27 protein-coding genes, 1 tRNA gene and 1 pseudogene are annotated in these 23,997 nt (G+C 66.4%); 9 read left to right on the top strand and 20 right to left on the bottom strand.

What is annotated here, in order from left to right:
* Positions 1–7: 7 nt before the first annotated feature.
* From ACLBWL_RS07130 to ACLBWL_RS07115, 4 genes are all read right to left on the bottom strand, one after another.
* A complete protein-coding gene (locus ACLBWL_RS07130; RefSeq protein ID WP_447791460.1) occupies positions 8–1,609 on the bottom strand; it encodes a histidine kinase famiy protein in 1,602 nt (533 codons plus the stop codon).
* 100 nt (positions 1,610–1,709) lie between these two features.
* Positions 1,710–2,270, bottom strand: coding sequence for a DUF2497 domain-containing protein (locus ACLBWL_RS07125; RefSeq protein ID WP_447791458.1), 561 nt, complete (start codon positions 2,268–2,270; stop codon positions 1,710–1,712).
* A 35-nt stretch (positions 2,271–2,305) separates the two neighbouring features.
* Positions 2,306–3,832 (bottom strand): TolC family outer membrane protein, encoded by a 1,527-nt coding sequence (locus ACLBWL_RS07120; protein WP_447791456.1) that lies wholly within the window; start codon positions 3,830–3,832, stop codon positions 2,306–2,308.
* Positions 3,833–3,840: 8 nt separating this feature from the next.
* Positions 3,841–4,470, bottom strand: coding sequence for a protein-L-isoaspartate O-methyltransferase family protein (locus ACLBWL_RS07115; RefSeq protein WP_447792052.1), 630 nt, complete (start codon positions 4,468–4,470; stop codon positions 3,841–3,843).
* 589 nt (positions 4,471–5,059) lie between these two features.
* On the opposite strand from ACLBWL_RS07115, the gene ACLBWL_RS07110 reads away from it, so the two are divergent.
* Positions 5,060–5,133: transfer RNA gene (locus ACLBWL_RS07110), tRNA-Cys, on the top strand.
* A 259-nt stretch (positions 5,134–5,392) separates the two neighbouring features.
* Here ACLBWL_RS07110 and ACLBWL_RS07105 read toward each other — a convergent pair.
* The 3 genes from ACLBWL_RS07105 to ACLBWL_RS07095 form a co-directional block, all read right to left on the bottom strand.
* Entirely contained in the window at positions 5,393–5,617 is a 225-nt protein-coding gene (locus ACLBWL_RS07105; protein WP_447791454.1) for a hypothetical protein, read from the bottom strand.
* A 307-nt stretch (positions 5,618–5,924) separates the two neighbouring features.
* Positions 5,925–6,953, bottom strand: coding sequence for an acyltransferase family protein (locus tag ACLBWL_RS07100; RefSeq protein ID WP_447791452.1), 1,029 nt, complete (start codon positions 6,951–6,953; stop codon positions 5,925–5,927).
* A gap of 182 nt (positions 6,954–7,135) precedes the next feature.
* Positions 7,136–7,564, bottom strand: a complete 429-nt coding sequence (locus ACLBWL_RS07095; protein ID WP_447791450.1) for a (deoxy)nucleoside triphosphate pyrophosphohydrolase — start codon at positions 7,562–7,564, stop codon at positions 7,136–7,138.
* 31 nt (positions 7,565–7,595) lie between these two features.
* Between ACLBWL_RS07095 and ACLBWL_RS07090 the strand changes: the two genes are divergently transcribed.
* Both ACLBWL_RS07090 and ACLBWL_RS07085 read left to right on the top strand, forming a co-directional pair.
* Positions 7,596–7,799: a Flp family type IVb pilin gene (locus tag ACLBWL_RS07090; RefSeq protein ID WP_447792050.1), complete on the top strand. Its 204-nt coding sequence runs from the start codon at positions 7,596–7,598 to the stop codon at positions 7,797–7,799.
* Positions 7,800–7,975: 176 nt separating this feature from the next.
* On the top strand, positions 7,976–8,149 hold the full coding sequence (locus tag ACLBWL_RS07085; RefSeq protein WP_055879343.1) for a Flp family type IVb pilin: 174 nt from the start codon (positions 7,976–7,978) through the stop codon (positions 8,147–8,149).
* Positions 8,150–8,251: 102 nt separating this feature from the next.
* On the opposite strand, the gene ACLBWL_RS07080 is transcribed toward ACLBWL_RS07085, so the two are convergent.
* The 4 genes from ACLBWL_RS07080 to ACLBWL_RS07065 are packed head-to-tail and all read right to left on the bottom strand — an operon-like array spanning position 8,252 to position 12,071.
* Complete coding sequence (locus ACLBWL_RS07080; protein ID WP_447791447.1) at positions 8,252–9,199, bottom strand: acetyl-CoA carboxylase carboxyltransferase subunit alpha; 948 nt, start codon at positions 9,197–9,199, stop codon at positions 8,252–8,254.
* Between the two features lie 31 nt (positions 9,200–9,230).
* Positions 9,231–10,085 (bottom strand): tyrosine-type recombinase/integrase, encoded by an 855-nt coding sequence (locus tag ACLBWL_RS07075; RefSeq protein WP_447792048.1) that lies wholly within the window; start codon positions 10,083–10,085, stop codon positions 9,231–9,233.
* Positions 10,086–10,126: 41 nt separating this feature from the next.
* The gene (locus ACLBWL_RS07070; protein ID WP_447791445.1) at positions 10,127–11,953 is read right to left on the bottom strand and encodes a hypothetical protein; all 1,827 of its coding nucleotides are present in this window, start codon (positions 11,951–11,953) and stop codon (positions 10,127–10,129) included.
* Positions 11,937–12,071: a hypothetical protein gene (locus tag ACLBWL_RS07065; RefSeq protein WP_267904487.1), complete on the bottom strand. Its 135-nt coding sequence runs from the start codon at positions 12,069–12,071 to the stop codon at positions 11,937–11,939. The genes ACLBWL_RS07070 and ACLBWL_RS07065 overlap by 17 nt, the downstream gene beginning before the upstream one ends.
* 81 nt (positions 12,072–12,152) lie before the next feature.
* Here ACLBWL_RS07065 and ACLBWL_RS07060 point away from each other — a divergent pair, with 81 nt between their 5' ends.
* The 4 genes and pseudogenes from ACLBWL_RS07060 to ACLBWL_RS07045 all read left to right on the top strand — a co-directional run.
* Positions 12,153–12,716, top strand: coding sequence for a shikimate kinase (locus tag ACLBWL_RS07060; protein WP_447791443.1), 564 nt, complete (start codon positions 12,153–12,155; stop codon positions 12,714–12,716).
* Positions 12,713–13,813, top strand: a complete 1,101-nt coding sequence (gene aroB, locus ACLBWL_RS07055; RefSeq protein WP_447791441.1) for a 3-dehydroquinate synthase — start codon at positions 12,713–12,715, stop codon at positions 13,811–13,813. Before ACLBWL_RS07060 ends, aroB begins: the two co-directional genes overlap by 4 nt.
* Positions 13,813–13,953, top strand: coding sequence for a DUF2256 domain-containing protein (locus ACLBWL_RS07050; protein ID WP_082444318.1), 141 nt, complete (start codon positions 13,813–13,815; stop codon positions 13,951–13,953). Before aroB ends, ACLBWL_RS07050 begins: the two co-directional genes overlap by 1 nt.
* Positions 13,954–14,018: 65 nt before the next feature.
* Positions 14,019–14,096: pseudogene (locus tag ACLBWL_RS07045) on the top strand (DUF2256 domain-containing protein); the annotation flags it as partial.
* Between the two features lie 140 nt (positions 14,097–14,236).
* Here the strand turns inward: ACLBWL_RS07045 and ACLBWL_RS07040 are convergent.
* The 7 genes from ACLBWL_RS07040 to radA all read right to left on the bottom strand — a co-directional run bounded on the left by ACLBWL_RS07040 (position 14,237) and on the right by radA (position 20,059).
* Positions 14,237–14,566: a DUF423 domain-containing protein gene (locus ACLBWL_RS07040; RefSeq protein WP_447791438.1), complete on the bottom strand. Its 330-nt coding sequence runs from the start codon at positions 14,564–14,566 to the stop codon at positions 14,237–14,239.
* On the bottom strand, positions 14,563–16,326 hold the full coding sequence (locus tag ACLBWL_RS07035) for a cation:proton antiporter domain-containing protein (RefSeq protein WP_447791436.1): 1,764 nt from the start codon (positions 16,324–16,326) through the stop codon (positions 14,563–14,565). Before ACLBWL_RS07035 ends, ACLBWL_RS07040 begins: the two co-directional genes overlap by 4 nt.
* Positions 16,326–16,763, bottom strand: a complete 438-nt coding sequence (locus tag ACLBWL_RS07030) for an iron-sulfur cluster assembly scaffold protein (RefSeq protein WP_447791434.1) — start codon at positions 16,761–16,763, stop codon at positions 16,326–16,328. The genes ACLBWL_RS07035 and ACLBWL_RS07030 overlap by 1 nt, the downstream gene beginning before the upstream one ends.
* On the bottom strand, positions 16,760–17,326 hold the full coding sequence (locus tag ACLBWL_RS07025; RefSeq protein ID WP_447791432.1) for a CvpA family protein: 567 nt from the start codon (positions 17,324–17,326) through the stop codon (positions 16,760–16,762). The genes ACLBWL_RS07030 and ACLBWL_RS07025 overlap by 4 nt, the downstream gene beginning before the upstream one ends.
* Positions 17,327–17,382: 56 nt before the next feature.
* On the bottom strand, positions 17,383–17,943 hold the full coding sequence (locus ACLBWL_RS07020) for a YkgJ family cysteine cluster protein (RefSeq protein WP_447792046.1): 561 nt from the start codon (positions 17,941–17,943) through the stop codon (positions 17,383–17,385).
* Positions 17,944–17,991: 48 nt separating this feature from the next.
* Positions 17,992–18,324: a hypothetical protein gene (locus ACLBWL_RS07015; RefSeq protein WP_447791430.1), complete on the bottom strand. Its 333-nt coding sequence runs from the start codon at positions 18,322–18,324 to the stop codon at positions 17,992–17,994.
* 364 nt (positions 18,325–18,688) lie between these two features.
* A complete protein-coding gene (gene radA, locus ACLBWL_RS07010) occupies positions 18,689–20,059 on the bottom strand; it encodes a DNA repair protein RadA (RefSeq protein ID WP_133030549.1) in 1,371 nt (456 codons plus the stop codon).
* Between the two features lie 116 nt (positions 20,060–20,175).
* On the opposite strand from radA, the gene ACLBWL_RS07005 reads away from it, so the two are divergent.
* Positions 20,176–21,327 carry a glycosyltransferase family 4 protein gene (locus tag ACLBWL_RS07005; RefSeq protein WP_447792044.1) on the top strand — a complete coding sequence of 384 codons (1,152 nt, stop codon included), beginning with the start codon at positions 20,176–20,178 and terminating at the stop codon, positions 21,325–21,327.
* A gap of 371 nt (positions 21,328–21,698) precedes the next feature.
* Complete coding sequence (locus tag ACLBWL_RS07000; RefSeq protein WP_447791428.1) at positions 21,699–22,865, top strand: hypothetical protein; 1,167 nt, start codon at positions 21,699–21,701, stop codon at positions 22,863–22,865.
* A gap of 70 nt (positions 22,866–22,935) precedes the next feature.
* Here ACLBWL_RS07000 and ACLBWL_RS06995 read toward each other — a convergent pair whose 3' ends face one another.
* Both ACLBWL_RS06995 and ACLBWL_RS06990 read right to left on the bottom strand, forming a co-directional pair.
* Complete coding sequence (locus tag ACLBWL_RS06995) at positions 22,936–23,229, bottom strand: DUF2218 domain-containing protein (protein WP_447791426.1); 294 nt, start codon at positions 23,227–23,229, stop codon at positions 22,936–22,938.
* Positions 23,226–23,810, bottom strand: coding sequence for a PadR family transcriptional regulator (locus ACLBWL_RS06990; RefSeq protein WP_447791424.1), 585 nt, complete (start codon positions 23,808–23,810; stop codon positions 23,226–23,228). The genes ACLBWL_RS06995 and ACLBWL_RS06990 overlap by 4 nt, the downstream gene beginning before the upstream one ends.
* Between the last annotated feature and the right edge of the window lie 187 nt (positions 23,811–23,997).

The following is a 23,997-nucleotide window of genomic DNA, read 5'->3' as shown; positions in this document are numbered from 1 at the left end:
CGCCATCTCAGGTACGGGCGCCGGGTTTGTCGAGCACCTGCCGGATCCGCTCGTTCAGGTCGTTGCGGCGGTACGGCTTGCGGATCAGTTCGAACGACCGGCTCCCCTCGTCGATCGCCTCGTCGGCGAACCCGGTGGTGAGCAGCACCGCGGTATGCGGATAATCGCGCCGCACCGACTGCGCGAGCGCGACGCCGTTCATCCCGCCGGGCATGAGGATGTCGGTGAACAGGAGCTTGAAATCGGAATCACTCGCCAGCGTGTCAAGCGCACTGCGCGCACTGTTCACGAGCACGACCTCGTAGCCGAGATCCTCGAGGATCGTGCGGCCGAGTTCGCCGACCTCGATCTGATCCTCGACCATCAGCACGCGCTCGGCGCCACCGGTGCGCGGCGCGAGCGGGGCGGCAGGCTTGCGCTCGACGGCGCCGCTCGCGCGCGGGAAATACAGCGAGAATTCCGCGCCGCCGCCAGCGCCATTGCGGACGGTCGCGAGCCCCCCCGACTGGCGCATGAAGCCGTACACCATCGCGAGCCCGAGCCCCGCGCCCTTGCCCATTTCCTTGGTGGTGTAGAACGGTTCGAACAGCTTGTCCGCGGTCGTCAGGTCGACGCCGGGGCCGTCGTCGCAGATGCTGACGACGACGTATTCGCCGGGTTCGAGCTTGGCGAGGTTTGAATCCTCGGGCAGCACCGCGTTGCGCGTGGCGATCGTGACCGTCCCCGCGCCACCGGTGGCGTCGCGCGCGTTGGCGATGATGTTGAGCAGCGCCATCTCGGCCTGGACCGGGTCAACCCGGCAATTCCACAGATCGGTGGCAAGATCGCGCTTAAGCGCGATGCCGCTGCCGATGCTGCGCTCCAGGATCGGGCGGAAATCGCCGATCAGCTGGTTGAGGTTCATCAAGCGATCGCGCAACTCCTGTTTCCGCGCGAACGCGAGCAACTGTTGCGTCAGCGTCGCGGCGCGCGTCGCCGAGGTCGAGATCGCATCGACCGCGCGGCGGGCCGATCGATCGCCGGGATCGATCCGCGCGTCGAGAATATCGGCGTATCCCTGGATGACCTGCAACAGGTTGTTGAAATCATGCGCGATCCCGCCGGTCAGCTTGCCGACCGCTTCCATCCGCTGCGCCTCGTGAAGCGCCTCCTCGGCCTCGCGCCGACGCGAGATGTCGAGCTGGCTGGCGAAGAAATATTTGAGCGTACCGTCCTCGCCGAACACCGGCGAGACGAACAGCGCGTTCCAGAAGGTCGAGCCGTTCTTGCGGTAGTTGAGGATCTCGACCGCGACTTCCTCGCGCTTGTCGATCGCAGCGCGCACCTCGGCCACTGCGGCACGGTCGGTTTCGGGGCCTTGCAGGAAGCGGCAATTCTTGCCCAGGATCTCGTCCTGCGAATAGCCGCTCATGAACGAGAACGCCTCGTTGCAGAAGATGATCGGGTTGTCGTCGCGGTGCGGGTCGGTGACGACCATCGGCATCCGCGTGGTCTTCACCGCCGCGAAAAAGATGTCGCTATTCGCCTCCGCGGGCGAAATATCGTTGCGCCCACGCGGCTCGGCCGCGGCGGGGGCGATCGACGGACTACGGGCGTTCTGATCGGACATGCGGAGCCTAACCCCGCCGGGGTCACGCTGGTTCCGTCGTCAAACAGCGGCGATTATGCGTAAAACCCTGTGCTACCCTGTGCGGTGCTACCCTGCGCGGTCAGGGCTGCTGGTTCATGATCTTGGCGATCTCGCGCGCGACCATATCCTCGACCAAGCCCGGCAGATTCGCATCCATCCACTCGCGGAGCATCGGCCGCAGCATTTCGCGGACCAGTCCTTCGAGCGTGCCGTCGCTGTTAGCATCGGGTTTGACCATCATCCGCGTCAACGCGTCGAGCGGTGCGCGCGTTGCCGCGGCGGTCTCGCGCGACACGATCGGACGATCGGTCGGCGCGCTGACGCTCGCGGCAGCAGCCGCGGGCTGGGGCTTCGTCGCAGCAGGCTGGCGCGGCTCGGACGCGGCATCGACCGAGGACAGCACCGGGGATTTCGGCATGCGGGGCGTACGGTCGACCATCGGTATGGGATCGCTCAATTCTAGGATTTCGTCGTCATCGATTTCGCCATCGAGATAGGCCGGTTCGCGCTCGGCGGCGGACGGCATCGGCCGCGACGGGCGGCGATTGCGACCGGGCATCGTATCGCCCTCTTCGGCGATGATCCGTTTGATCGACGAAAGGATTTCCTCCATCGACGGCTCCGCGCTGATATCCCCCATCCGGACCATCCCAAACCCCGTAACCGGGCACGCCCCTATCGGCGGCTCGGCGCATCCATACCTGTCGTCAACGACGGGTTCCTGTCAACCGGCGTTGCGAGCAACGGATCGCTTTGCGGCTGCACACGCGCGTCCTGCGCGGGTGATTGCGCGGTACTGGTCGCCACCGCCGCGGGCTCGCCGTCGCCGCCGAAATCCCAGATCTTGTGGCTGACCCGCTTGTAATTGGCGACCGGATCGTAGAGCGCGCCGCCGTCGAGACCCAGGTCGCGCGCCTCCGCCTGCCCCATCGCGGCCAGCAGCGCGAAGCCCGCGACATACGCATCGCGCCGCGCCGTCACGAGCGTGACCTGACTGTTGAGCAATTCCTGTTCGGCGTTGAGGATGTCGAGGATCGTCCGGGTGCCGACGCTGTTCTCGGCGCGGACGCCCTCCAGACTCAGCTTGTTCGCATTGACCGCGGTTTCCGACGACTGGATCACCTGCTCCGACGACCGCCAAACGGCATAGGCGGAGCGTGCCTGCGAGATGACATTACGCTCGGTCGCGGTGACGTTCTCGATCGCCCGCGACCGCAACGCCTCGGCCTGACGGACCTGTGCCGCCGGACGACCGCCCTGGAACAGCGGCAGGGTCAGCGACAGGCCGCCCTGCACCGCCGTGTTCGCATTGGGAAACGCGCTCACGCCGTTGGTCTTGCCGATCGACCCGAGATAATTGGTGTAACCGGCGCCGCCGGTCGCGCTGATCTGCGGCAGGCGTGTGGCGCGGGCGACGCCGATGTCGTAGCGGGTCGCGTCGCGCTCCTTGGCGGCGGCGAGCAGGGTCGGATTATTCTCCATCGCGACCGTCACCGCCATGGCCGGACTGTCGGGCAGATGCGGCAAAGCCGGCGGCGGCTCGAGCGTACCGGGTGGCGTGCCGACGAGCTGGATATAGCTTTCGCGGCTGGAGATGAGCTGCGCCTGCGCCGACTGAAGCTGCGCGCGGGCAAGCGCCAGACGCGCCTCGGACTGCGCCACGTCGGTACGGGTGAGGTCGCCGACCTGGAACCGATCGCGGCTGGCCTGGAGATTGACGTCGAGCACGCGGACGTTCTGCGTGTTCAGGCCGACGATCGATTCGTCGCGGATCACGTTCATGTACGCGCTGACGACGTTGGTGAAGAGGTCCGCCTCGGTGCCGCGCAAGGTCGCGCGACCGCCCTCGACGCGCGTCTTGGCGGCGGACACGGAATTGCGGACCTGCCCGCCCAGATACAACGGGATCGATACGTTCGTCTGCCCGCTGAACTGCCGGGGCGGGGAGACGAAGTTGTTCTGCGCGGTGACGACGTACTCGGTGTAGTTGGCGGTCGCGTTCGCCGATGGCAGGCCCGACGCGCGCGCGATCGGCACATTCTCGTCGGTCGCGCGCAACGCCGCGCGCTGACCGGTGATCGTCGGGTTGGTATTATACGCCTTGACCAGCGCCTCCCGCAGCGTTTCGGCGCCAGCCGGTGCAGCGCCGTAAATCAGCGCAACACTCAGAAACAAACGACGAATATGAGCGGTGCGCGGCATGGTCTGCCTCAGAACTTGAAAGGTTTGGGCGTATCGAAGCCGGGCAGCGCGACGCATTCGACATCGACGAAAGCGGCCAGTGCGAACCCGCCCTCGGTCTTGCGGCCTGCCGCAAGCCGGGTCAGACCGCGCTCGGCGATCCCGGCGACGACGTGACCGCCCGGGCGGACCTGCGCGATCAGCGCCTCGGGCACCGTTTCGACCGCACCGTCGATGATCAGCACGTCATACGGCGCACCCGCGGCGCTGCCATCGGGCAGAGCCCCCTCGACGAGCTCGACATTGCCGATCCCGGCAAGCGCCGACCGCGCGATCGCGATCAAAGCGGGGTCACTCTCGACCGCGACGACCGATGCAACGATCTCGGACAGCACCGCCGCGGTGTAGCCGGTCGCCGCACCGATCAGCAGCACACGGTCGTTCGCGGTCAGATACGCTTCGGTCAGCAGCCGGCCGGTCGCCATCGGCAGGTTGGCATAGCGACCGCCGCCGAGCGGGATGGCGGTGTCGCGATAGGCGATCGACCGGACGCCCTCGGGCATGAACGTCTCGCGCGGCACCCGCGCCATCGCCGCGACCACGCGCTGGTCGTTGACCGCGTTGGTGCGGAGCTGGCTGGCGACCATCGCGTGACGCATGGCGTCGAACGCGGATGCGGTGGAAACGGTGTCTGAGCCGCCGATCGAAGGGGGCGCGGGCGGGCTGGCGGGCCGGGTCGCGGGGTGGGCGGTGTCGATGCTCATCGTCGTCATGGCTTATCCTGTCGCACAACTGTTTTACTTGTGCAATACACTAGTTGTCGTGACGACCTGATATCGTGCCCCCCGCCCCACGCCAAGCGCGCACTTGGTTCAAAACAGGTCGATGCCCCCGCCGGACGCGACGAAGTGCAGCACCTGACGATATCGGGGGGACGATATCGGGCGGACGATGGAGCGACGATGGAGGAGGGTGTAGACGCCCCGCCCGCCCGTGTGACACCGAGATGCCGCGGGCGGGACGTCGAGGGGCGCATGCGGAACTCCACGGCAACACCTCTGGGGCCGCGTTAGCAGGCAAAACCCGCCTCGTCCCGCAAAATTGCCCGGTTTGCGACCAACCGCGCGCCCGCCACGCGTCGGGGAACGCCCCGTGCAGCCCATCGATCGTGACAATTCGACCCGAAGCGCAAACTGCCGGTTGACCCGCCGCCCAAAACGAAGCATTTGCGCCGCCTTCACGCATCGGGGCCCGATGGCGGAGTGGTGACGTAGAGGACTGCAAATCCTCGCACCCGGGTTCGATTCCCGGTCGGGCCTCCAATTTTCGATACCCTGCAATAGTGTCGTGTATCGCGACGGTCGGACCGAGCGTTCTCAAACATTCGTTCCAGTGGTTCGGGTCGGTCGAGCTGGCGGCACCTTAAACCAGCATACGGCTTGGAGCCGGTTGCCCGCTATGCCCGTTGCGCTTCGAACCAGCTCCGTCTCGTCCGAGGCGCCGTGTAATACGGCAGGCACAGCGCGGCAGGTGCAGTTAGCCATGCAAACGCCCCGGGCGAGAACGGTGCTGACTTGTCGCTCAGCAGCCGTAGTAAGTCTCTTCTTCAAACAGCGTAGGTGTGCCGCTTCTAAACGACGTGCCATCGCAGAACCCGATGCGCTGCCCGGAAATCGATGTATGTGCTTCATCCGTATACCAGACGATCACATACTCCTGCTTCTTGCCTTGGGCTTGGACGGGAGCGGCAAATCCAACAGCACAGAACGACGCAAGCGCTACGACGGATAAAGCTCTTTTCAACATGACTGTCTCCCGAGTCGTGAGCCATAGAGAAGAACTTTCTTACAACGCGTTGTCAACTCACCTTCGGTGCGTGTGTGGCGCCAAAACTATCAGATCACGTTGCAGATGTTTCGGCCAATAAAACAACAAGCATGAGTCCGACCCTAATCGGGTTACGATCACGCGTAAGATATCTCGGGAACCCGGGCTAACAAAATCCTTCGCCAAGGTCGCGCACGAGCAGACCCCGATAAATTACAGACGGGTCGGCCCTCCATTTTCGCTAGCTGCCAATCCGGCACCGCTCGGCCCTGGAACCAAGCGCCGTTCAACCTTCCGGTTCGACGGTCCGACCTCGGAGGCGGACGGCTTTGGCCAGGCGGTCGAGCTTTTTGCGCATCGGCTTGTCGTAGAACCGTTCGATCAGCGGGCTCAGCGCGACCAGGGCGACGATCACCAGTGCCAGCATGAGCAGCGGCGACAGGTGGAAGCGTTGCGAGGCCGTCTGCGCGAAGGCGAGCGCCGGGCGGTGGAGCGCATAGATCGGGAACGATATCGCGCCGAGGAACTCGAACAGTTTCCGCGTGCGCTGCCCGGGTTCCACCGACGACCCGAGCACAACCACGAGCGGACTGATCGCAAATACGAATGCCAGCGCCACGGCGGGCCCGACCGGAAAGACCATCGGCGCGACGATCAGCGCGAAGATGACGAGCGCAGGCATCGTCAGGGCTTTGATCTCGAGCCGGTAGATCAGCAAGCCCGTGCAGAACGAGAAGAGCGTCCTGGGTATGGCGAAGACGACCTGACTGTCCAACGCCCCGAAATCCGCCGTGCCGTGCGTGACGACGATCGCGGCGAAGATCGCGCCGTTGAGCGCGACCAACGCGGTCAGAACCGGCACGGTCAGGAAGCGGAAGAAGAGCGCGTAGGCGGCGTTGACCGCGAGTTCGAAGAACAGCGACCAGGACGGGATGTTGAACGCGAACAGGTTGCCGTCGCGTTGCGCGAACGGGAATGGCAGGAACAGCAGGCCTGCGGCGGCCGCGGGTAGCAGGCTGTGCACCGGGATCGCGGCCGGGTTGCGCATGCCGATCAGGCCGACCTCGTAGAGCAGCCCCGCGGCGAACCCGAGAAAATAGAGCGGATAGAAGCGCGCCAGCCGGTGCCAGATGAACGTGGTGCTCGACATCCCGGCCCGCAGTCGCGGGTCGTAGGCGTGGGCGATCACGAACCCGCTCAGGACGAAGAAGAAGTCCACCGCGAGGTAGCCGCTCGGCATGACGTCCTGCCCGAGCAACCGCTTGGCGTGAAAGATCACGACCGCGAGGGCCGCGACTCCACGCAGGGCGTCCAACGTTCTGTAGGTCTTTTTCACCATACGCCCCACGAGTCCGTCGGATGGTATACGAAGCGGGGGAGCCTTGCCTAGCAATTGCCGTGTCGATGGCGGGCTCTTGGCGATGGACTGTGCCAAACCAGCGGCGGCGTCACGAAAACTGCCCGCGGCGCTGGACCGCCGCCGCCGCCGGCCGCGCGTCAGATCAGTGCGTCGAGCAGGCCGATCAGCGGGCGGTCGGCTGGGGGCATCGGCAGTGTGTGCATCTCGACCGGCCTGACCCAGCGCAGCGCGGTCGCCTCCAGCGCGCGCGGGACGCCGCTCCACTTGCGCGTCACATACAGCAGCAACAGCAGATGCCGATCGCCGAGCGGCGCGCTGGCGAAGGTCGCGGGGGCGAGGCACGCGTGCGGCACGGCGATGCCGAGTTCCTCCTCGAGTTCGCGGATCAGCGCCGCTTCGGGCGTCTCGCCCTCCTCGACCTTGCCGCCGGGGAACTCCCACAGCCCGGCGAGCGACTTTCCCTCGGGCCGCTGTTGGAGCAGCACGCGCCCCTCCAGATCGACGAGCGCCGCTGCGACGACGGGCAGCAGACGGGGTGCGGCACGCGCGAGCCGGTCATTGGTCATTCTTTAATCTCCTGCACGTAGACATGCGATGATGCGATCCAAGGTGTCCATAACGAACCGGCTGTTGCGCGCCCTTGCCCGCGTCGTACGCGATTCACGCGGCGCGACGGCGATCGAATATGGCCTGATACTCGGCCTGGTGGTGATCGCGATGATCGTCGGGCTGACCGCGATGGCCAATTCGACGATCGGCATGTGGAACACGGTCGATACCAAGGTTTCCCAGGCGCGCTGATCGGGCTGGGTTTGCGGCCCGCCCGCCGCCTACCAGCCGGCAAATGTCGGCGCCGCGGAAATCATCGATATCCGCCTTAAACCTTTCTCAACGAACCACTTGTATCTCTCGTTGCGCTGTTCCGGTCGATCCGGCCAGCCGGGTGACACTGAAGCAATCCAACCATGGAGACCGGAATGAAGACGATCCGCAAGTTTTTCAAGAATTCCAAGGGCGCGACTGCCATCGAGTACGGCCTGATTGCCGCGCTGATCGCCGTCGCCGCCATCGCTGCGATGCAGGGCCTGGGCAACAGCCTGAACAAGACGTTCAACAACGTCTCGACCAAGCTGAACACCTCGACCACGTAATTTCGGTTCGAGTAGCGTACGAAAAAGGGCGGCGAAACTTCGGTTTCGCCGCCCTTCTTTCGGTGTGCTGTTCGGCGCGGTGCCGCCGGGTGAGCGACCGCGTCAGAGACGACCCATCTTGAGGAACTTCGCCTGGCGATCCTTGCGCAGGTCGGCGGGATCGAGCGTCTCGAGGTCCGACAGCGCGGACGCCACCGCATTGCCCAGCGACTCGATCGCCGCCGTCGCGTCGCGGTGCGCGCCGCCGAGCGGTTCGGCGACGATATCGTCGATGACGCCGAACGCCTTCAGATCCTGCGCGGTGATCCGCATCGCCTCGGCCGCCTCGGGTGCCTTGTCCGCGGTCCGCCACAGGATCGAGGCGCAGCCCTCGGGGCTGATCACCGAATAGACCGCGTGTTCGAACATCAGCACGCGGTTGCCCGCGGCGAGCGCGACCGCACCGCCAGAGCCGCCCTCGCCGACGATGACCGCGACGATCGGCACGCCGGCATTGAGGCACGCCTCGGTCGAGCGGGCGATCGCCTCGGCCTGGCCGCGCTCTTCGGCCTGGATGCCGGGGAACGCGCCCGAGGTGTCGACGAGCGTGACGATCGGCAGGCCGAATCGGTTGGCGAGTTCGACCAGGCGGATCGCCTTGCGGTATCCCTCGGGCTTGCCCATGCCGAAATTGTGGCGGAGGCGGCTCGCGGTGTCGTCGCCCTTCTCATGGCCGAGCACCATGATCTTGCGGCCCCGGAACGTCGCGAAGCCACCGAGGATCGCCTGATCGTCGCCGAACGCGCGGTCGCCCGCCAGCGGCACGAACTCGTCGAACAATGCGGCGACATAATCCTTGAAGTGCGGCCGCTCGGGATGACGCGCGACCTGCGTCTTCTGCCACGGTGTCAGCCGCGCGAAGGTGTCCTTCAGCAGCTTGTCGGATTTCGCCTGGAGACGGGCGATGTCGGCGGACAGATCGACGCTGCCTTCAACGGCGGTATCGCGGAGTTCGTCGATCCGGCCCTGGAGTTCGGCGATCGGTTTCTCGAAGTCGAGGAAGCTTGGCATGGCCCGCGGTTACGGCTCGCGCGGCGGAAGGTCAACGTGGCGGCGTATCGGCCAGCGGATGGCGCGCGTTCACCAGCTCCACGAGTCGGCTCGAATCGACGTGCGTATAGATCTCGGTGGTCGCGATATCGGCATGGCCGAGCATCGATTGCAGCGCGCGCAGATCGGCGCCGCCAGCCAGCAGATGAGTCGCGAACGCATGGCGCAGCACGTGCGGACTGACCCGGTCCGGCGGGATACCGGCCTCGGCGGCGAGCGCCTTGACGATCTGGTACAGGCGGATCCGCGACAGATGCCCCTTGCCCGACGGGAACAGCCAGGCGCGATCCGTCGGCACATACGTCCGCCACAGCGCCACCGCCGCGCGCGCACGGTCCGAGATCGGGACGAGCCGCTCGCGCCCGCCCTTGCCGCGCAGGATCAGGAACGGGCGATCCGGGTGAACCGCGTTGCGCGGCAGGCTGACGAGTTCGGTCGCACGCAGGCCGGAGCCGTAGAGCAGCTCGATCAATGCCGACAGCCGCAGGTCGTTGGGGTCGAGCGGATCGCGTGCGGCGCGCTCCGCGATCGCGGCGAACAGGCGATCGACGTCGGCGTGGCTCAATATCCTGGGCAACGCGCGGACGGTGCCGGGCCGAGGGAGCGCGTTGCCGGGATCATCGGCGCGGTGGCCTTCGTCGGCGAGGAACGCAAAAAAGCGCCGAAGCGAGGCGGCCTTTCGACCGACTGTCGCATTGGACAGCGCGGACCACGCACCCGCCAGCGTCGCCAGCGCATCGGCGTCCGCGTCGACCAGCTCGCCGCCGAGCATCTGCGACGCGAGCGACAGGTCGCTGCGATACGCCGCGACGGTGTTTGCCGCCGCGCCGGCCTCCGCCGTCATCATTTCCAGGAAGCGATCGATCAGCGCGCGATCCCGGCCGTGCGTCACGCCCGCGCGATCGCCTCGGCCGCGATCATCCGCGCTTCGCCGTCGAGGCCGACCGCGCGCAGCGCACCGACGATCCGGTACAGCGCCTCGGGCGAGATGCTCTTCCAGTTCGGCGCCTGCATGCCGATCGCCGCGAGCACCACGACGGTGCCCGGCTGACCGTCCCGCGCCGCCCGATCGAGCGCGCGCGTCCACGCATTGTCCGCACCGATCCGCACGCCCAGCGTCTGCGCGGCACGTTCGATGTCACCCTGCGCGAGCCGCCCCATCCCCGCGAGCCCGGCGAACAGCATGCGCTGCTTCAACGCCGAATCGCCTTCCCCGCCCGAATACGCCGCGAGATCCGAATAGCTCAGCCGACGATATGCATCGGGATCGCTCAGCACGATCATCGCCCACGCGTCGCTGCCGGTCGGCACGGTGCCGAGCCAGCGCGCCGCGGTCCGGTCGAGCCCGGCGGTCAGCATCGACGCGACCAGATGATCCGCCTCGGCCTTGCCCACCGCCGGCGTCATCCGCGCCGCCGCCCGCGCCGTCAGCACCAGTCGCGCGTAGGACGGCCGCGCGTCCGTGCCGCCCCACAACTGACGCATCGCGGCCAGTCGGGCGTCGGCACTGCGATCGGCATAGGCGGTTTGCAGATCATTCGCCGTGGCGCTCGCACCGCTCTGCGCGTCGTCGTCGTTCGCGGTCGCCGCATACAGATCGACCAGCGCGGCGCTGGAGAGCACCCCCTGCCCCGCCGCGGCTTCGGCAGGCGCAAGCCGATCGCCCAGCGCCAGCGATGGCGACAGTGCCTGCCAGTAACGCACCTGCGGACCGGCACTCGCATACAGTTCGTCGGGCACGGTCACGCCGGTCGCCATCGCCAGGCCGAACCGCCACGCGGTCAGCTGGTCGACGCCGTCCCATTCGATCGTCACCGCCTGGCGTCCCTGCGCACCGGCGCCGACGACCTTCTGGGCGAGCAGCATGTCGACACCGCTCGCGACGTTGCGACGTTTCGCGGTGGCGATCAGCGGGGTCGCCTGCGCCGGGTTACCCGAGAGCCCTGCGCACATCGCCTGCGCCATCGTCCAGCCGCGCGCCGGGGCATACCGCATCGCGCCGGGGACCAGCGGGCACAGACCCGCGGGATCGCCGGTCGCGAGCGAGGCGTTCATCGCCACCTGATAGAGTTTCGGCGTGTAATTGAAGGTATCGACGCTCTGCGTGACCGCGCGCGCGGCAACCGATTCGCCCATCCGCAGCAACAGCCACGCCCGCTCGGCGGCAAAGTCCGCGCCGTTGGTATGGCGCGGCGTATCGACATGCGACACCAGCGCACGCCGCAGCAGGATCGACATCCAGCGCGACGGCAGCGGCGCGGTCAGCCGGCGCATCAGCGTCTCGACATACTGGCCGTCGGCATCGCCGAACGCGTCCGTCTCCAGCCCACCCTCGTCGGCGGTGACCGGACCGACGGTCGCGAGCGATCGCCGCGCGGATTCGGGCATCTCGTAGCGCGCGAGCACGGCCGGATCGACTACCGTTGGCGTCACCACGGGCGGCGACACCGGCGCACCGTCGGGGGCGGTCGACGGCAGCGGCTGGATCACCGCAGTGGACGGCAGCGGTTGCGACGGTGGCGTCGGACGCGCCGGCTGCGGGCCCGACGCGGGCTGCGTCGGACGCGGCGCGGCGGGCGCCGGCGCGGGGGTCGGCTCGCCGAAGCCGGGCGGCAGGATCGATTCGGGACGGTCCTGGCCGATCGCCGGGGCCAACGCTACCAGCGCGCCGACGGCGACCGCCGCCGCAAGGGTGGCCTTAAGAGAGGTTCGCAAGCGTCACGGCCTTTTCGACGCGGCTCTGCGGGCGCTCGGTCGCGCGACCCGCCAGCAGGAACAGGCCGCCGACCACCACGACAAGAACGACGACGACCGAGACGATGAAACGGGACATGGCGGCGTAACCTTGAAGTGGACAAAACAGGCGCCGAGAGCTTTTGCCCTCGCGCGGTGCCGCTGTATAGCGCCCCTCACGATGTTGCAAAGCCACAACCCTTCAGGCGGACCCTCGGGCAATCGCCGCCCCGCGCCGATCGATCGCCCGATCGTGCTCGTCGGGTTGATGGGCGTCGGCAAGACCACGGTCGGCCGCCGGCTGGCGCTGCGCATGAACCTGCCGTTCGTCGATGCCGACCACGAGATCGAGGCCGCGTCGGGCATGACGGTCGCCGAGATCTTCGCCAAATACGGCGAGGAGTATTTCCGCGATGGCGAGCGCCGGGTGATCGCACGGTTGATCGACGGCACGCCGAAGGTCATCGCGACCGGTGGCGGCGCGTTCATCAACGACGACACGCGCGCACTGATCCTGCGCGATGCGATCTCGGTGTGGCTCAGCGCGCATCCCGACATCCTGGTCGAGCGCGTCGGCCGGCGCGACAGTCGACCGCTGCTCCGCAACCGCGATCCGGGCAAGGTGCTCGCCGAACTGGCGCGCGTCCGCAACCCGATCTACGCGCAGGCGAATATCCACATTGTCAGCAACAAGACGCCGCACGAAGCGACCGTCGCCGCTATCCTGAGGGCGCTTGGCCGATGAATACCGTTATTGTCGAACTGGGTGCGCGGACGTACCCGATCCATATCGAAGCGGGGTTGCTCGCGCGGGCGGGTGAGTTTCTTGCCCCGCTTGCCAAAGGGCGGCGCGTGGCGATCGTCACCGACGAGAATTTGTCGGTGCATCTGACGACCTTTCAGGCGTCGCTGACCGCCGCCGGGATTGCGTCCGAGGCGATCGTCCTAACCCCAGGTGAAAGCAGCAAGAGCTGGGCGACGCTGGAGATGCTGTGCGACCGGCTGCTCGAACTCGGTGTCGAGCGCGGCGATCATGTCGTCGCGCTGGGCGGCGGCGTGATCGGCGATCTCGTCGGGTTCGCGTGTTCGATCCTCAAGCGCGGATGCAACTTCGTGCAGATCCCGACGTCGCTGCTCGCGCAGGTCGACAGCTCGGTCGGCGGCAAGACCGCGATCAACACGCGCGCCGGTAAGAACCTGATCGGCGCGTTCCATCAGCCGGTGATGGTATTGATCGACCCGCAGGTACTCGACACGCTGCCGATCCGGGAACTGCGCGCGGGTTACGCCGAGGTCGTGAAATACGGCCTGATCGACGACTTCGCGTTCTTCGAATGGTGCGAGGCGAATGGCGCCGCGTTGCTGAGCGGCGACATCGGCCTGCGTGAATACGCGATCGCACACAGCGTGTCGGCGAAGGCGCGGATCGTCGCGGCGGACGAGCATGAGACGACGGGCACGCGCGCGCTGCTCAATCTCGGGCACACGTTCGGGCACGCGCTGGAGGCGGAGACCGGGTTCTCGCAGGCGTTGATCCACGGCGAGGGCGTCGCGGCCGGCTGCTCGCTGGCGTTCGGGTTTTCCGCGGCGCAGGGCATCTGCTCAGGCCAGGATTCCGAGCGCGTCGCGGCGCATTGGCGCGCTGTCGGGCTGCCCGATGGGCTTGCGGCCGCGAAGATCAACGCGAGCGGTGGCCGCCTGGTCGATCACATGCGGCACGACAAGAAGATGGCGGCAGGCACCCTGCCCTTCCTGCTCGCGCGCGGGATCGGCCAGACGTATCTCGACAAGACGGTCGACCTCGCCGACGTCGAGGCGTTCCTCGACGCGCAGCCCCGCTGATGCCCAACGGTGTCGCCAAGCAGAATCTGCCGACCAAGGTCTGCCCGGCGTGCGAGCGGCCGTTCACGTGGCGAAAGAAATGGGCGCGAGACTGGGACAGCGTGATCTACTGTTCCGACGCGTGCCGGAAGAAGCGCTGACCGTCCGACCCTCCCCCGCCAGGGGGAGGTGTCGCCGCAGGTGACGGAGGGGGTGCGAGCGGCCGTTCACGTGGCGGAAGAAATGGGCGCGAGACTGGGACAGCGTGATCTACTGTTCCGACGCGTGCCGGAAGAAGCGCTGACCGTCCGATCCTCCCCCGCCAGGGGGAGGTGTCGCCGCAGGTGACGGAGGGGGAGGGCACACAACAGCAGTTATCGCGTTCCTCCCCCTCCGTCTGGCAAGGGCCAGCCACCTCCCCCTGGCGGGGGAGGATTACGAAATTCAGGGTCGGGCCGCATTCCATGCCAGCCACAACCAACCGCCGATCAGCAATGCGCCACCGACGGGGGTGACCGGGCCGAGCCATCGCCCGCCGCCGGCGGCCAGACCGTAAAGCGATCCAGCAAACAACGCGCCACCGATCACGAACAGCCATGCCGGCCCCCGGGCGTCCATCTTCAACGCCACCAGTGCGGCGACCGCGTGAACCAACTGATAATGGCTACCGGTCTTCAGCAATTCTCGCGCGGCATCGCTCGCCCAATGCGAACCCATAGCACCCGCCGCGACCGCGATCGCGCCCGACAAGGCGGCCAGTATGGCGAGTATCATGTCGCGTCGTTCCCCCATGGAAAGCGTTCGGCGGTTTCGGCGCGCGCCGCGCGTATATCGCCCGAATCGATTTGGAGCTGCAACCGCTCCTTGTCGCGCGCGCGGTACATGTCCTCGGCACGGTCGATATCCGCGCTCGCGACGCCGAGCCCGTCCATCGCCAGCCGCGCCATCTTCACCGCCGATTCGAGCACCTCGCGCACGACATACGAGGCCGAGGTGTTCTTCAGCTTCACCAGCGCGCGACGATCGAATGCACGGACGTAGATCGCCGCGTTCGGAAACGCCTCGTGCACGCCCTCGATCGTGTCCGGCTCGAGCTGATCGCCGTCGATGCAGAAGCAGATCAGTTCGGCCTCCTCCGCGCCCGCCTGCCGCAACAGGTCGAGCCGCGTGCCGTCGCCGTAATAGACCTTCGCGCCGAACTCGCCGGCGATGTCGATCATCTCGATATCGGTGTCGATCAGCGTCACCGGGATATCCTGCGTCAGCAGCATCTGGCCGACGGTCTGCCCGAACCGGCCATAGCCGACGATGATCGCATTTGAGCCGTCGGTCTTGGGCCCGTCGCGCTCCTGGTCCTTGGCGAGCGGCTCGGTGCGGAAGCGCTTGGTGATGCCCATCAGGAACGGTGTGGTCGCCATCGACAGCGTGATGATCGCGCCGAACAGGCTGGCCGCCTGCGGTTCGATCAACAGCCCCGCCTGCGCCTGCGCGAACAGCACGAAGCCGAACTCGCCGCCCTGGCTGAGCAACAGCCCGAGCGCGAACGCCTGCCGCCAGGTCATCTTGAACGCCATGCCGATCAGCATGATCACGCCGGTCTTGGTCAGAATCAGCGCCGCCGCCATCGCCATGACGAACACCGGCCGCTCGGCGATCGCGTTCAGATCGAGCACCATGCCGACCGCCAGGAAGAACAGACCCAGCAGAATCGAACGGAACGGCTCGACATCGGCTTCGAGCTCATGGCGATACGGGCTGTCCGCCAACATCACGCCGGCGATGAACGCGCCGAGTGCGGTCGACAGTCCGAGCCATTCCATGATCGCGGCGCTGGCGATGACCGTGAAGAGCCCCGCGAACACGAACATCTCGCGCTCGCCGAGATTGCCGATCAGCCGGAAGAACGGGCGCAGCAGGAAGCGCCCGGCAATGATCAGCCCGCCGACGGCGAGCACCGTGTAAATCGCCAGCAGCCAGCCGGGGGGCGCGTTGGCGTCCGCAGGGTTGCGGCTCATCGCGGCGACGATAGTGATGAGCGGCACGATCGAGAGGTCCTGGAACAGCAGGATCGAGAACGCGCGTTCGCCGAACGGCGTGCGCATCCGCCCCGACGAGCGCAGCATCGGCAGCACCTGCGCGGTCGACGACAGCGCCAGCGGGAGGCCGAGCGCCAGCGCGGCGGGGAGCGAGAACTTCGCGCCGACCCAGACGATCGCGGTGATCGCAATCCCGCAGATCGCGACCTGCAACAGTCCGAGCCCGAAGATCTCGTGCTTCATCCGCCACAGCCGCGCAGGATTGAGTTCGAGACCGACGATGAACAGGAGCAGCGTAATGCCGAGTTCCGCGAACCCGAGCTTCGACTCCGCATCGCCGACCAGCCCGAGCACGTGCGGCCCGACGACTGCGCCCGCGACGAGATAGCCCAGCGTCGCACCCAGCCCGAGCCGCCGGAACAGCAGCACGAACATCATGCCAAAGCCGAGCAACACGACACCGTCCCGCAACAGCGAGGGCGACGTCCCCTCGACCATCAGCTCGGCGCCTTGGCGAGTGCGGCCTGCTCGGCGGCCTCGGTCGCGGCTTCGAACGCCAACCGGATCGACGGGTGGCGCGCGGTGTAGTCGAGCGCGGGGGTGAAGATATCCATCCCCGGCCAATCGGGCGCATCGCCCTCGCGTGCAAGCCATGCCGTCAGCGCATCGCGCGTCGCGGCGAGCTCGGCGGGGGTGCGACCAAGAATGTTCGCGGCGAGCAACGACGACGACGCCTGGCCCAGCGCGCAGGCGCGAACCAGCAGGCCGACCTCGCTGACGCGGCCCTCGTCGTCGACCGACACGTCGATCGTCACGCGGCTGCCGCAGATCGGCGAGCGTTTCTCGGCGGTCGCCATCGGTTCGGGCAGGCGTTCGTGATGCGGGATCGAGGCCGCGAGGCGAAGGATTTCGGCATTGTAGAGGGGCGCGCTCATGTCGTCGGCTCGCTTGCATTATCGGAAGAGGAAGGCGGCGTGCTGGCGCCGAAGACGGGTTTGCCGCGGCGGCGGCGATCGACGAAATCGGCGATGCTCGCGCTGGTGGCGTTGAGCAGCGGGTAGGTGCGCGAACCCGTCATCCAGGTCGGACGGTGCGATCGCCCGCCGCCCATCGTGTCGAGGACGAGGGTCGCGAGCAGGAAGATAAGGCTGGCGAGGATCAGGCCCTTGAGCGCGCCGAACCCGAAGCCGAGTGCGCGATCGACCGGCCCCAAGATCGAGGTCCGCGTCCGCGCGCCGATCGCGTTGGCGACTAGCCGCCCGCCGATATAGGTGACCCCGGTAATGATCGCGAACGCGAGCACGGCTGCCCCTCCGACCGTGCCGATCATCGGCGATAGTGCGGCCGCGAGCGGGATGTGGAACAGCTTCAGCATCGCCACCATCGCCACCCAGGCGAACATCGACAGCACTTCGGTCACGAACCCGCGCACGAGCCCCAGCACCGCGGACCCGGCGACGGCGATCAGGACGACGATGTCTAGGGCGGTCAGGTTCATGCAGTCTGGAATAGGGACGCGGGGGGCGAACCGCTAGTGCATGCGGAAAGCGAGGCTTAACGGTTCGCTCCGAAAACAGCGTAGCGTTCGCGCCATGCGGCGACCTCGCCCTGCAGATGCGGCGGTGCAGCCTCCTCCGAGAGGACGAAGCGCGCGACGTCGGTGTCGGGATGCATCAGCATCTTCTTCGACCCGTCGCTGAACCAGACCGGGACGAGCTTGTCGCACACAGCGTCCAACACGGTGGCCGCCATTCCGTTGCCGATTGCGTCGCTGCCGCTGAGCATGCGCACATGGATCGAGACGCCTTCAAGGCAGTTCTGCGGCCTGTCGACGAAATTGAGCGACACGAGAAGTCCGGACCGGTCGGGCCGCGCTTCGTCGGGCAGGCTCGCGACACGTCGCCACGCGCAGAACCACGTCCGGCAGATCCGGGGGCGGACGGCGTGGATACCGCACCCCCGTTCAGACAGGTGGATGCACGGCGTTCCCGCGGGTTTGGCGAACTCGGGCGTGTTCACCGTCAGTTCGGTGCAGCACGCGGTGCAATCGCCGCACTCTCGATCGGGCAGGATCGGGCCCAGCAACGTCGTTTCCACGTCGGCGTGGGGTTGCATCCGCGTGCGCGCGTCCGTCGGGGTCGGGGTGTCACGCCGATCCACGGTTCAATTCCCTTCGGAATCTACCGTGAAGACCATCGGCTTGCCGCGCGACATCGGCTCCCATCCCGCGGCCAACGCCGCCCGCACGCCGCGCGCGATCGTCGCGTCGTCGATCTGCAGCCGCCCGCGCGGCAACCCCTTCAACAGGCGTTTGGGCGCGGGGAATTCGAGCAGGGCTTCGCGCTGCGCATCGTCCTGCAACAGCGAGATCGTCATGCCCTTCCAGCCTTCGGCATCCGTGTGTTGCGGCTCGCGCTCCAGGTTCCAGTCGTATCGGGTGCCGTCGACCTCGACGGTGCCGGTATTGCTTTTGGTGTTTGCCATGGCGGCGGCCATAGCATGGCTGTCGCGAGAGGCCATGCGTTCGCCGATTGGCCGAACCTGCCCGCCATGATGACGTCGTGTGCGGCTCGATCGACCGATGACCGACAAAGGCCCTCACCACCCCACCCCGGCGGAGGCCGGGGCCCAATTGGAGAGGTCGTGATACGAAGCGCAGCGGTCGCCAGCAGCGTTTCCCACTTGGGCCCCGGCCTCCGCCGGGGAGGAGACCATTCGGGACGTTGACAACGAACCAGAGCTATCTCCGTCGGAAAGGTACGTCTGACCCAACACCGTCACTAACGCTGCCCTGTTCTGCCGCGAAGGGGGGAGCCCAGTCTGGGTCCCCGCCTTCGCGGCAGAACAAGGTTTTGGGCGCCTACCCCCGCCCCATCATGTGATCCACGAACGACGCCAGCGTCTTGAAGCCCGACAGCTTCATCCCACTCTTCTCCCCCGTCATCGAAGCCGGCACCAGCGCACGTTCGAAGCCGAGCTTGCTCGCTTCCTTCAATCGCAGCGGCCCATGCGCGACCGGGCGGATTTCGCCCGACAGCGCGACCTCGCCGAATGCGACCGCGTCGACCGGCACGGGCCGCTCCGACATCGCCGAAATCAGCGCCGCAGCCACCGCGAGATCTGCCGCCGGATCCTGCACGCGGTAACCGCCGGCGATGTTGAGATAGACTTCGGCGTTCGAGAAGCTCAGCCCGCACCGCGCTTCCAGCACTGCAAGGATCATCGCGAGCCGCCCCGAATCCCAGCCGACCACCGCGCGCCTTGGTGTTGCGCCCGACGCCAAGCGGACCGTCAGCGCTTGAATCTCGACCAGCACCGGCCGCGTCCCCTCCAGCGCCGGGAACACCGTCGCTCCCGTCATCGCATCGTCACGGTGCGTGAGGAACAGCGACGACGGGTTGCCGACCTCAGCCAACCCCTCGGTCTGCATCGAGAACACGCCGATCTCGTCAGTCCCGCCGAAGCGGTTCTTGATCGCGCGAAGGATACGATACTGGTGGCTGCGCTCGCCCTCGAACGATAGCACCGTGTCGACCATGTGCTCGAGCACGCGCGGGCCCGCGATCGAGCCGTCCTTCGTCACATGGCCGACCAGCACCACCGCCGTGCCGCGCTCCTTGGCGAAGCGGATCAACTCCTGCGCCGACGCGCGCACCTGGCTGACCGTCCCCGGCGCACCCTCGATCAGGTCGGAGTGCATCGTCTGGATCGAATCGATCACCAGCATCGCCGGCGGCCTGGTCTGCAACGTCGTCAGGATGTCGCGCGTCGAGGTCGCCGCCGCCAGTTGCACCGGCGCGTTGCCGAGCCCCAGCCGCCGCGCGCGCAGCCGCACCTGGTCCGCCGCTTCCTCGCCCGAGACGTACGCGACCGACTGCCCCGCCAGCGCCATCTTCGCCGCCGCCTGCAACAACAGCGTCGACTTGCCGATGCCCGGATCACCACCGATCAGCGTCGCCGAGCCCTCGACGAAGCCGCCGCCCAGCGCACGATCGAGCTCGGCGATCCCGGTGGCCATCCGATCGGGCAGCTTGATCTCGGCGTCGAGCCCGACGAGTTGGATCGCCCGCCCGCCGGTCTGAAGATTATGCTTAGAATGGAACGGCGTGGCGGCGGTGTTCGCCTCCTCGACCAGCGTGTTCCACTCGTTGCAATCGGCGCATTGCCCCGCCCAGCGGTGCGACACCGATCCGCAGGCCTGACACACGTAACGCTTCTGGGGTTTCGCCATGCGCCCGATGTACGAGAACGATACGGGAACATCAATGGCAGGGAGTAATGGCGGGCAGTAAAGCTATATTGCGGATTTAGTGGCGCTTGACCGCACCCGGCGTTATCCGCGCGGCGATGGACGCCACCGACCTGCGCATTGCCCTGTTCAGCGGCAATTATAATTATGTTCGCGACGGCGCCAACCAGGCGCTGAACCTGCTCGTCGGGCATTTGCTGTCGCAGGGCGCAAAAGTGCGTGTGTATTCGCCGACCAACGCCAAGCCGGCCTTCCCGCCGACCGGCGATCTGGTCGCGGTGCCGTCGCTGCCGCTGCCGGCCGGGCGCGGCGAGTACAAGATGGCGCGCGGGCTGCCCGCCGCGATCCGCCGCGATCTCGATGCGTTCGCGCCCAACCTGATCCACGTCTCGGCGCCCGATTTCCTCGGCCACCGCGCGATCACTTATGGCCAGCATCACGGGCTCGCTACCGTCGCATCGCTGCACACCCGGTTCGAGACGTATTTCCGCTATTACCGGATGGCGTTCTTCGAGCCGATCATGATCAAGATCCTGACTCGCTTCTACAACCGCGTCGACGCGGTGCTCGTGCCGGGGCGCGGCATGGCCGAGATCGTCCGCGACTGGGGCGTGACGACGCCGACCGCGATCTGGTCGCGCGGCGTCGACCACGACCGCTTCACGCCGACCCGCCGCGATCTGGACTGGCGACGCGCGCACGGGATCGCCGATAGCGACGTCGCGGTCGGGTTTCTCGGGCGACTGGTCAAGGAAAAGGGGCTCGACGTCTTCGCCGACGTAATCCACGCGCTCGAGCAACGCGGCGTGCGGCATAAGGTGCTGGTCATCGGCGAAGGCCCCGCGCGCGACTGGTTCGCGGGGCGCGTACCGGGCGCGGTGTTCGCGGGCTTTCAGTCGGGCGACGATCTCGGCCGCGCGGTTGCGTCGATGGACGTGTTCTTCAACCCCAGCGTCACCGAGACGTTCGGCAACGTGACGCTGGAGGCGATGGCCTCAGGCGTGCCGGTCGTCGCGGCACACGCGTCGGGCGCGGTCGGACTGGTCGACGACGGCGTCACGGGGTTCCTCGTGCCGCCGACCGACATCGCCGGCTATGCGGATGCGATCGGCCGGATCGTCACCGAACCCGGCCTGCGCGAGACGATGGGCTGGGCCGGCCACGACAAGGCCGCGGGCTATCTGTGGGACACGATCAACCAGACCGTGCTCGACACGTATCTGCAGGTGATGGCCCGCCGGGGAGCATAGTTGGCCAAAGACCGGTCGTTCCGCTCAACGCCCATACCCGGACGGTCGGTCAGGCACCCCCCACTCCCGAAAGCCGACATCCGTTCAGCACGATGGTCCAGCTCGGCCAAGACATGATGCAAATTAGAAGCTTTGCATCATGAATGGGGCGGGCGGACCGGCAAGCACCAACGCGCTGGGGTTGAACATCGATGTCCAGGGATCGGTAGAAATAGACTGATGCCGACTAGACGTGCGCTGGAAACCGATCCATTCTCTGCATAAGGGTTATGAGGAACAGACGAATGAGAGTGGCTACGGGGCTGGCGATCATTCTTGCTACGCCGCTTGGAGCACAAACGCCCCCGCCCAGTGGTCCAGTAGACAATGCAATGGCTGCGTACGACAATGGCCACTATCTAAAAGCAACCGACCAACTCGCCGCTGCGGCCTTCGATACGCACGGTAAGAAGACTGATGAATTCGCGTTCCAGATGTGGGAACAGGTCAGCTCAGCGGTCACCAATGAGCTTGATCTGGCAACGCTCGACAAGTCTCGGCCGCCCGGACCTGCCAATACTGAGTGGGATCAGGCAATAACCGGTTCAGTAGGACGCGACGCGATCGCGGAGATTGTTCGCCGCGCGCGAAACACCGGAATCGTGATCCTTAACGAAGCACACAGCAACCCGCGCGATCGCGCGTTTGCTTGGCGGGTCGCGCAGGCGCTACGCCCGCTGGGCTATTCAGTGCTTGCGGCAGAGACGTTCGACAACGAGCCCCCCTATGGTGGTAAACCGACTGTCGTGGAACGGCTATCCCAGGATCGCTTTGCACGGATAAGTACCGGCTTCTATACCCGCGATTCTATCTATGCCGCCTTCCTACGTAACGCGCTTGCTATTGGCTACCAGCCGGTTGCCTACGAACAGAACAGCCTGCAACGACCCAAAGATGATCTCCCGCGTCACCAAAGCATTGAAACGAGAGAACAGGCCGAAGCGGATAATCTTACCGCAATCCACCGTCGCCTTCCTGCTGCCAAGATGCTGATCTATGTCGGTCACAGCCACGTTGCCGAGGCAGCTATTGCTGAGGAAGGCGGTGGTAAGATTGAATGGATGGCTGCTCGGTTGAAACGCATGACCGGCATCGATCCGCTGACAATCGACCAGACCACTGTGACAGACGTGCCCGCGTCCACTCGTCAGTCTTATTATATGGCCGCCGCGCGCATAAAAAATAGCGACGGTATCCTTTTCAAGGACGACCGACCTCTAGTGCTTGGTCGATATGCCGGGGCGGTTGACGTGCAAGTGGTTCACCCACGTCGCACCTACCGCTACGGCCGTCCTGCTTGGTTAGCCGATCTTGGTGGCGAACCGTTGTCCATTCCCAAGAGGTTTATCCCAACCGACGGACACCGGCTCGTCCAAGTTTTTGCTGCAACCGCGCCTGCCGATGCGGTTCCGCTAGATCAAGTTATCGTCCAGGCGGGATTTCCTCCCGCTATGCTAATTGCTCCCCGGGGGCCGGTGCGCTTCGCCACGCAACCATGACAGCAGCCGATACTCTCCCGCTTCCAGATGCATTGGGAAACGGCCACCCCTCGGCGTGGTGATGCAGAATTTACGGCACCATTGCCCAGTCGAACGTCAGCGGCGCCTCGCGGAAGGCGAAGCGGTCGAGGTGGCTTGAGACCACGCCGCGCATGCGGTCGACGTCCTCGCCCGCCGGGACCGTCAGCGCGACGTCGAGCGTGTCGGTGTCGGCGCGCATCTCGAGCACCGCGCCGTTCGGGAAGGCGATGCGTCCTTCTTCCGCCGAGAACGTCACCGCCATCTTGTGGCTCCAGTGCTTGGCGAGCTGCTGGAGATACTTGCTGGCGGACTGCGTCGGCACGCGCGAGACCGAGACGCTCACTTGAGCCGCTCGATCTTCTGCGCCGCCTCGTCGAGCAACCCGGCGACCGCGTGCAGCGTGTCCTCGTTCACGTCCTCGCGCATCAGCCGCGTCTGGAGCACTTGGCGCAGATTGCCCATCGCGCGGCGGATCGGTGCGCCGTCGGTCCGTTCGGACTCGGCGCCGACGGCGGCCAACCGGGCGAACAGCGCCTCGACGATCTCGGCGTTGTCCTTCAGCAACTGGCGCCCCTCGTCGGTCACCGCGAAGCGCTTCTTCGCACCCTCCGACTTCTGCTCGTCGATCAGTGCCATGTCGTCGAGCGTGCTGAGCGTGGGATAGATCACGCCCGGGCTCGGCGCATAGCTGCCACCCGCCAGTCCTTCGATCTCGCGGATCAGGTCGTAGCCATGGCGCGGTGCATCCGCGATCAGCTTCAACAGCACGAGCTTCATCTCGCCGCCGTCGAAGACCCGGCGACCGCGACCGCGTGGCCCCCCGCCCGACTTCCAATGGGCATGGTCCTCACCATGCTCGCGACGGCCGTGACCGCCATGCCGGGGGCCGCCGCCCCAGGGTCCAAATCCCATTTCATTACGCATTTGAGTGTTCTCCGATATCTCTAATATGGTCTAAGATATATCGCAGAATATCCCATGTTCAAGAGATGCGCTGAATTTTGTTCGTTCGGCCTTGCAGCAGCCCCGAGTCCGCACCGCGCCGCCAAGGGTTCAATGTCGGCGCCACACCCCTTATGTTCTCTCAGGCGAACGACCTGCCGCAGCGATG

This window comes from Sphingomonas sp. M1A8_2b, from assembly GCF_053345535.1.
The sequence above is the reverse complement of the archived record's forward strand: the minus strand, read 5'-3'. Positions and strand labels throughout refer to the sequence as shown.

Excerpts from the sequence above, each read along its gene's own strand:
- ACLBWL_RS07130 (WP_447791460.1), bottom strand. The coding sequence starts at position 1,609 with ATGTCCGATCAGAACGCCCGTAGTCCGTCGATCGCCCCCGCCGCGGCC.
- ACLBWL_RS07125 (WP_447791458.1), bottom strand. The coding sequence starts at position 2,270 with ATGGGGGATATCAGCGCGGAGCCGTCGATGGAGGAAATCCTTTCGTCG.
- ACLBWL_RS07120 (WP_447791456.1), bottom strand. The coding sequence starts at position 3,832 with ATGCCGCGCACCGCTCATATTCGTCGTTTGTTTCTGAGTGTTGCGCTG.
- ACLBWL_RS07115 (WP_447792052.1), bottom strand. The coding sequence starts at position 4,470 with ATGCGTCACGCGATGGTCGCCAGCCAGCTCCGCACCAACGCGGTCAAC.
- ACLBWL_RS07105 (WP_447791454.1), bottom strand. The coding sequence starts at position 5,617 with ATGTTGAAAAGAGCTTTATCCGTCGTAGCGCTTGCGTCGTTCTGTGCT.
- ACLBWL_RS07095 (WP_447791450.1), bottom strand. The coding sequence starts at position 7,564 with ATGACCAATGACCGGCTCGCGCGTGCCGCACCCCGTCTGCTGCCCGTC.
- ACLBWL_RS07090 (WP_447792050.1), top strand. The coding sequence starts at position 7,596 with ATGCGATCCAAGGTGTCCATAACGAACCGGCTGTTGCGCGCCCTTGCC.
- ACLBWL_RS07085 (WP_055879343.1), top strand. The coding sequence starts at position 7,976 with ATGAAGACGATCCGCAAGTTTTTCAAGAATTCCAAGGGCGCGACTGCC.
- ACLBWL_RS07080 (WP_447791447.1), bottom strand. The coding sequence starts at position 9,199 with ATGCCAAGCTTCCTCGACTTCGAGAAACCGATCGCCGAACTCCAGGGC.
- ACLBWL_RS07075 (WP_447792048.1), bottom strand. The coding sequence starts at position 10,085 with ATGATGACGGCGGAGGCCGGCGCGGCGGCAAACACCGTCGCGGCGTAT.
- ACLBWL_RS07065 (WP_267904487.1), bottom strand. The coding sequence starts at position 12,071 with ATGTCCCGTTTCATCGTCTCGGTCGTCGTCGTTCTTGTCGTGGTGGTC.
- ACLBWL_RS07060 (WP_447791443.1), top strand. The coding sequence starts at position 12,153 with ATGTTGCAAAGCCACAACCCTTCAGGCGGACCCTCGGGCAATCGCCGC.
- aroB (WP_447791441.1), top strand. The coding sequence starts at position 12,713 with ATGAATACCGTTATTGTCGAACTGGGTGCGCGGACGTACCCGATCCAT.
- ACLBWL_RS07050 (WP_082444318.1), top strand. The coding sequence starts at position 13,813 with ATGCCCAACGGTGTCGCCAAGCAGAATCTGCCGACCAAGGTCTGCCCG.
- ACLBWL_RS07040 (WP_447791438.1), bottom strand. The coding sequence starts at position 14,566 with ATGATACTCGCCATACTGGCCGCCTTGTCGGGCGCGATCGCGGTCGCG.
- ACLBWL_RS07035 (WP_447791436.1), bottom strand. The coding sequence starts at position 16,326 with ATGGTCGAGGGGACGTCGCCCTCGCTGTTGCGGGACGGTGTCGTGTTG.
- ACLBWL_RS07030 (WP_447791434.1), bottom strand. The coding sequence starts at position 16,763 with ATGAGCGCGCCCCTCTACAATGCCGAAATCCTTCGCCTCGCGGCCTCG.
- ACLBWL_RS07025 (WP_447791432.1), bottom strand. The coding sequence starts at position 17,326 with ATGAACCTGACCGCCCTAGACATCGTCGTCCTGATCGCCGTCGCCGGG.
- ACLBWL_RS07020 (WP_447792046.1), bottom strand. The coding sequence starts at position 17,943 with ATGCAACCCCACGCCGACGTGGAAACGACGTTGCTGGGCCCGATCCTG.
- ACLBWL_RS07015 (WP_447791430.1), bottom strand. The coding sequence starts at position 18,324 with ATGGCCGCCGCCATGGCAAACACCAAAAGCAATACCGGCACCGTCGAG.
- radA (WP_133030549.1), bottom strand. The coding sequence starts at position 20,059 with ATGGCGAAACCCCAGAAGCGTTACGTGTGTCAGGCCTGCGGATCGGTG.
- ACLBWL_RS07005 (WP_447792044.1), top strand. The coding sequence starts at position 20,176 with ATGGACGCCACCGACCTGCGCATTGCCCTGTTCAGCGGCAATTATAAT.
- ACLBWL_RS07000 (WP_447791428.1), top strand. The coding sequence starts at position 21,699 with ATGGCTGCGTACGACAATGGCCACTATCTAAAAGCAACCGACCAACTC.
- ACLBWL_RS06990 (WP_447791424.1), bottom strand. The coding sequence starts at position 23,810 with ATGCGTAATGAAATGGGATTTGGACCCTGGGGCGGCGGCCCCCGGCAT.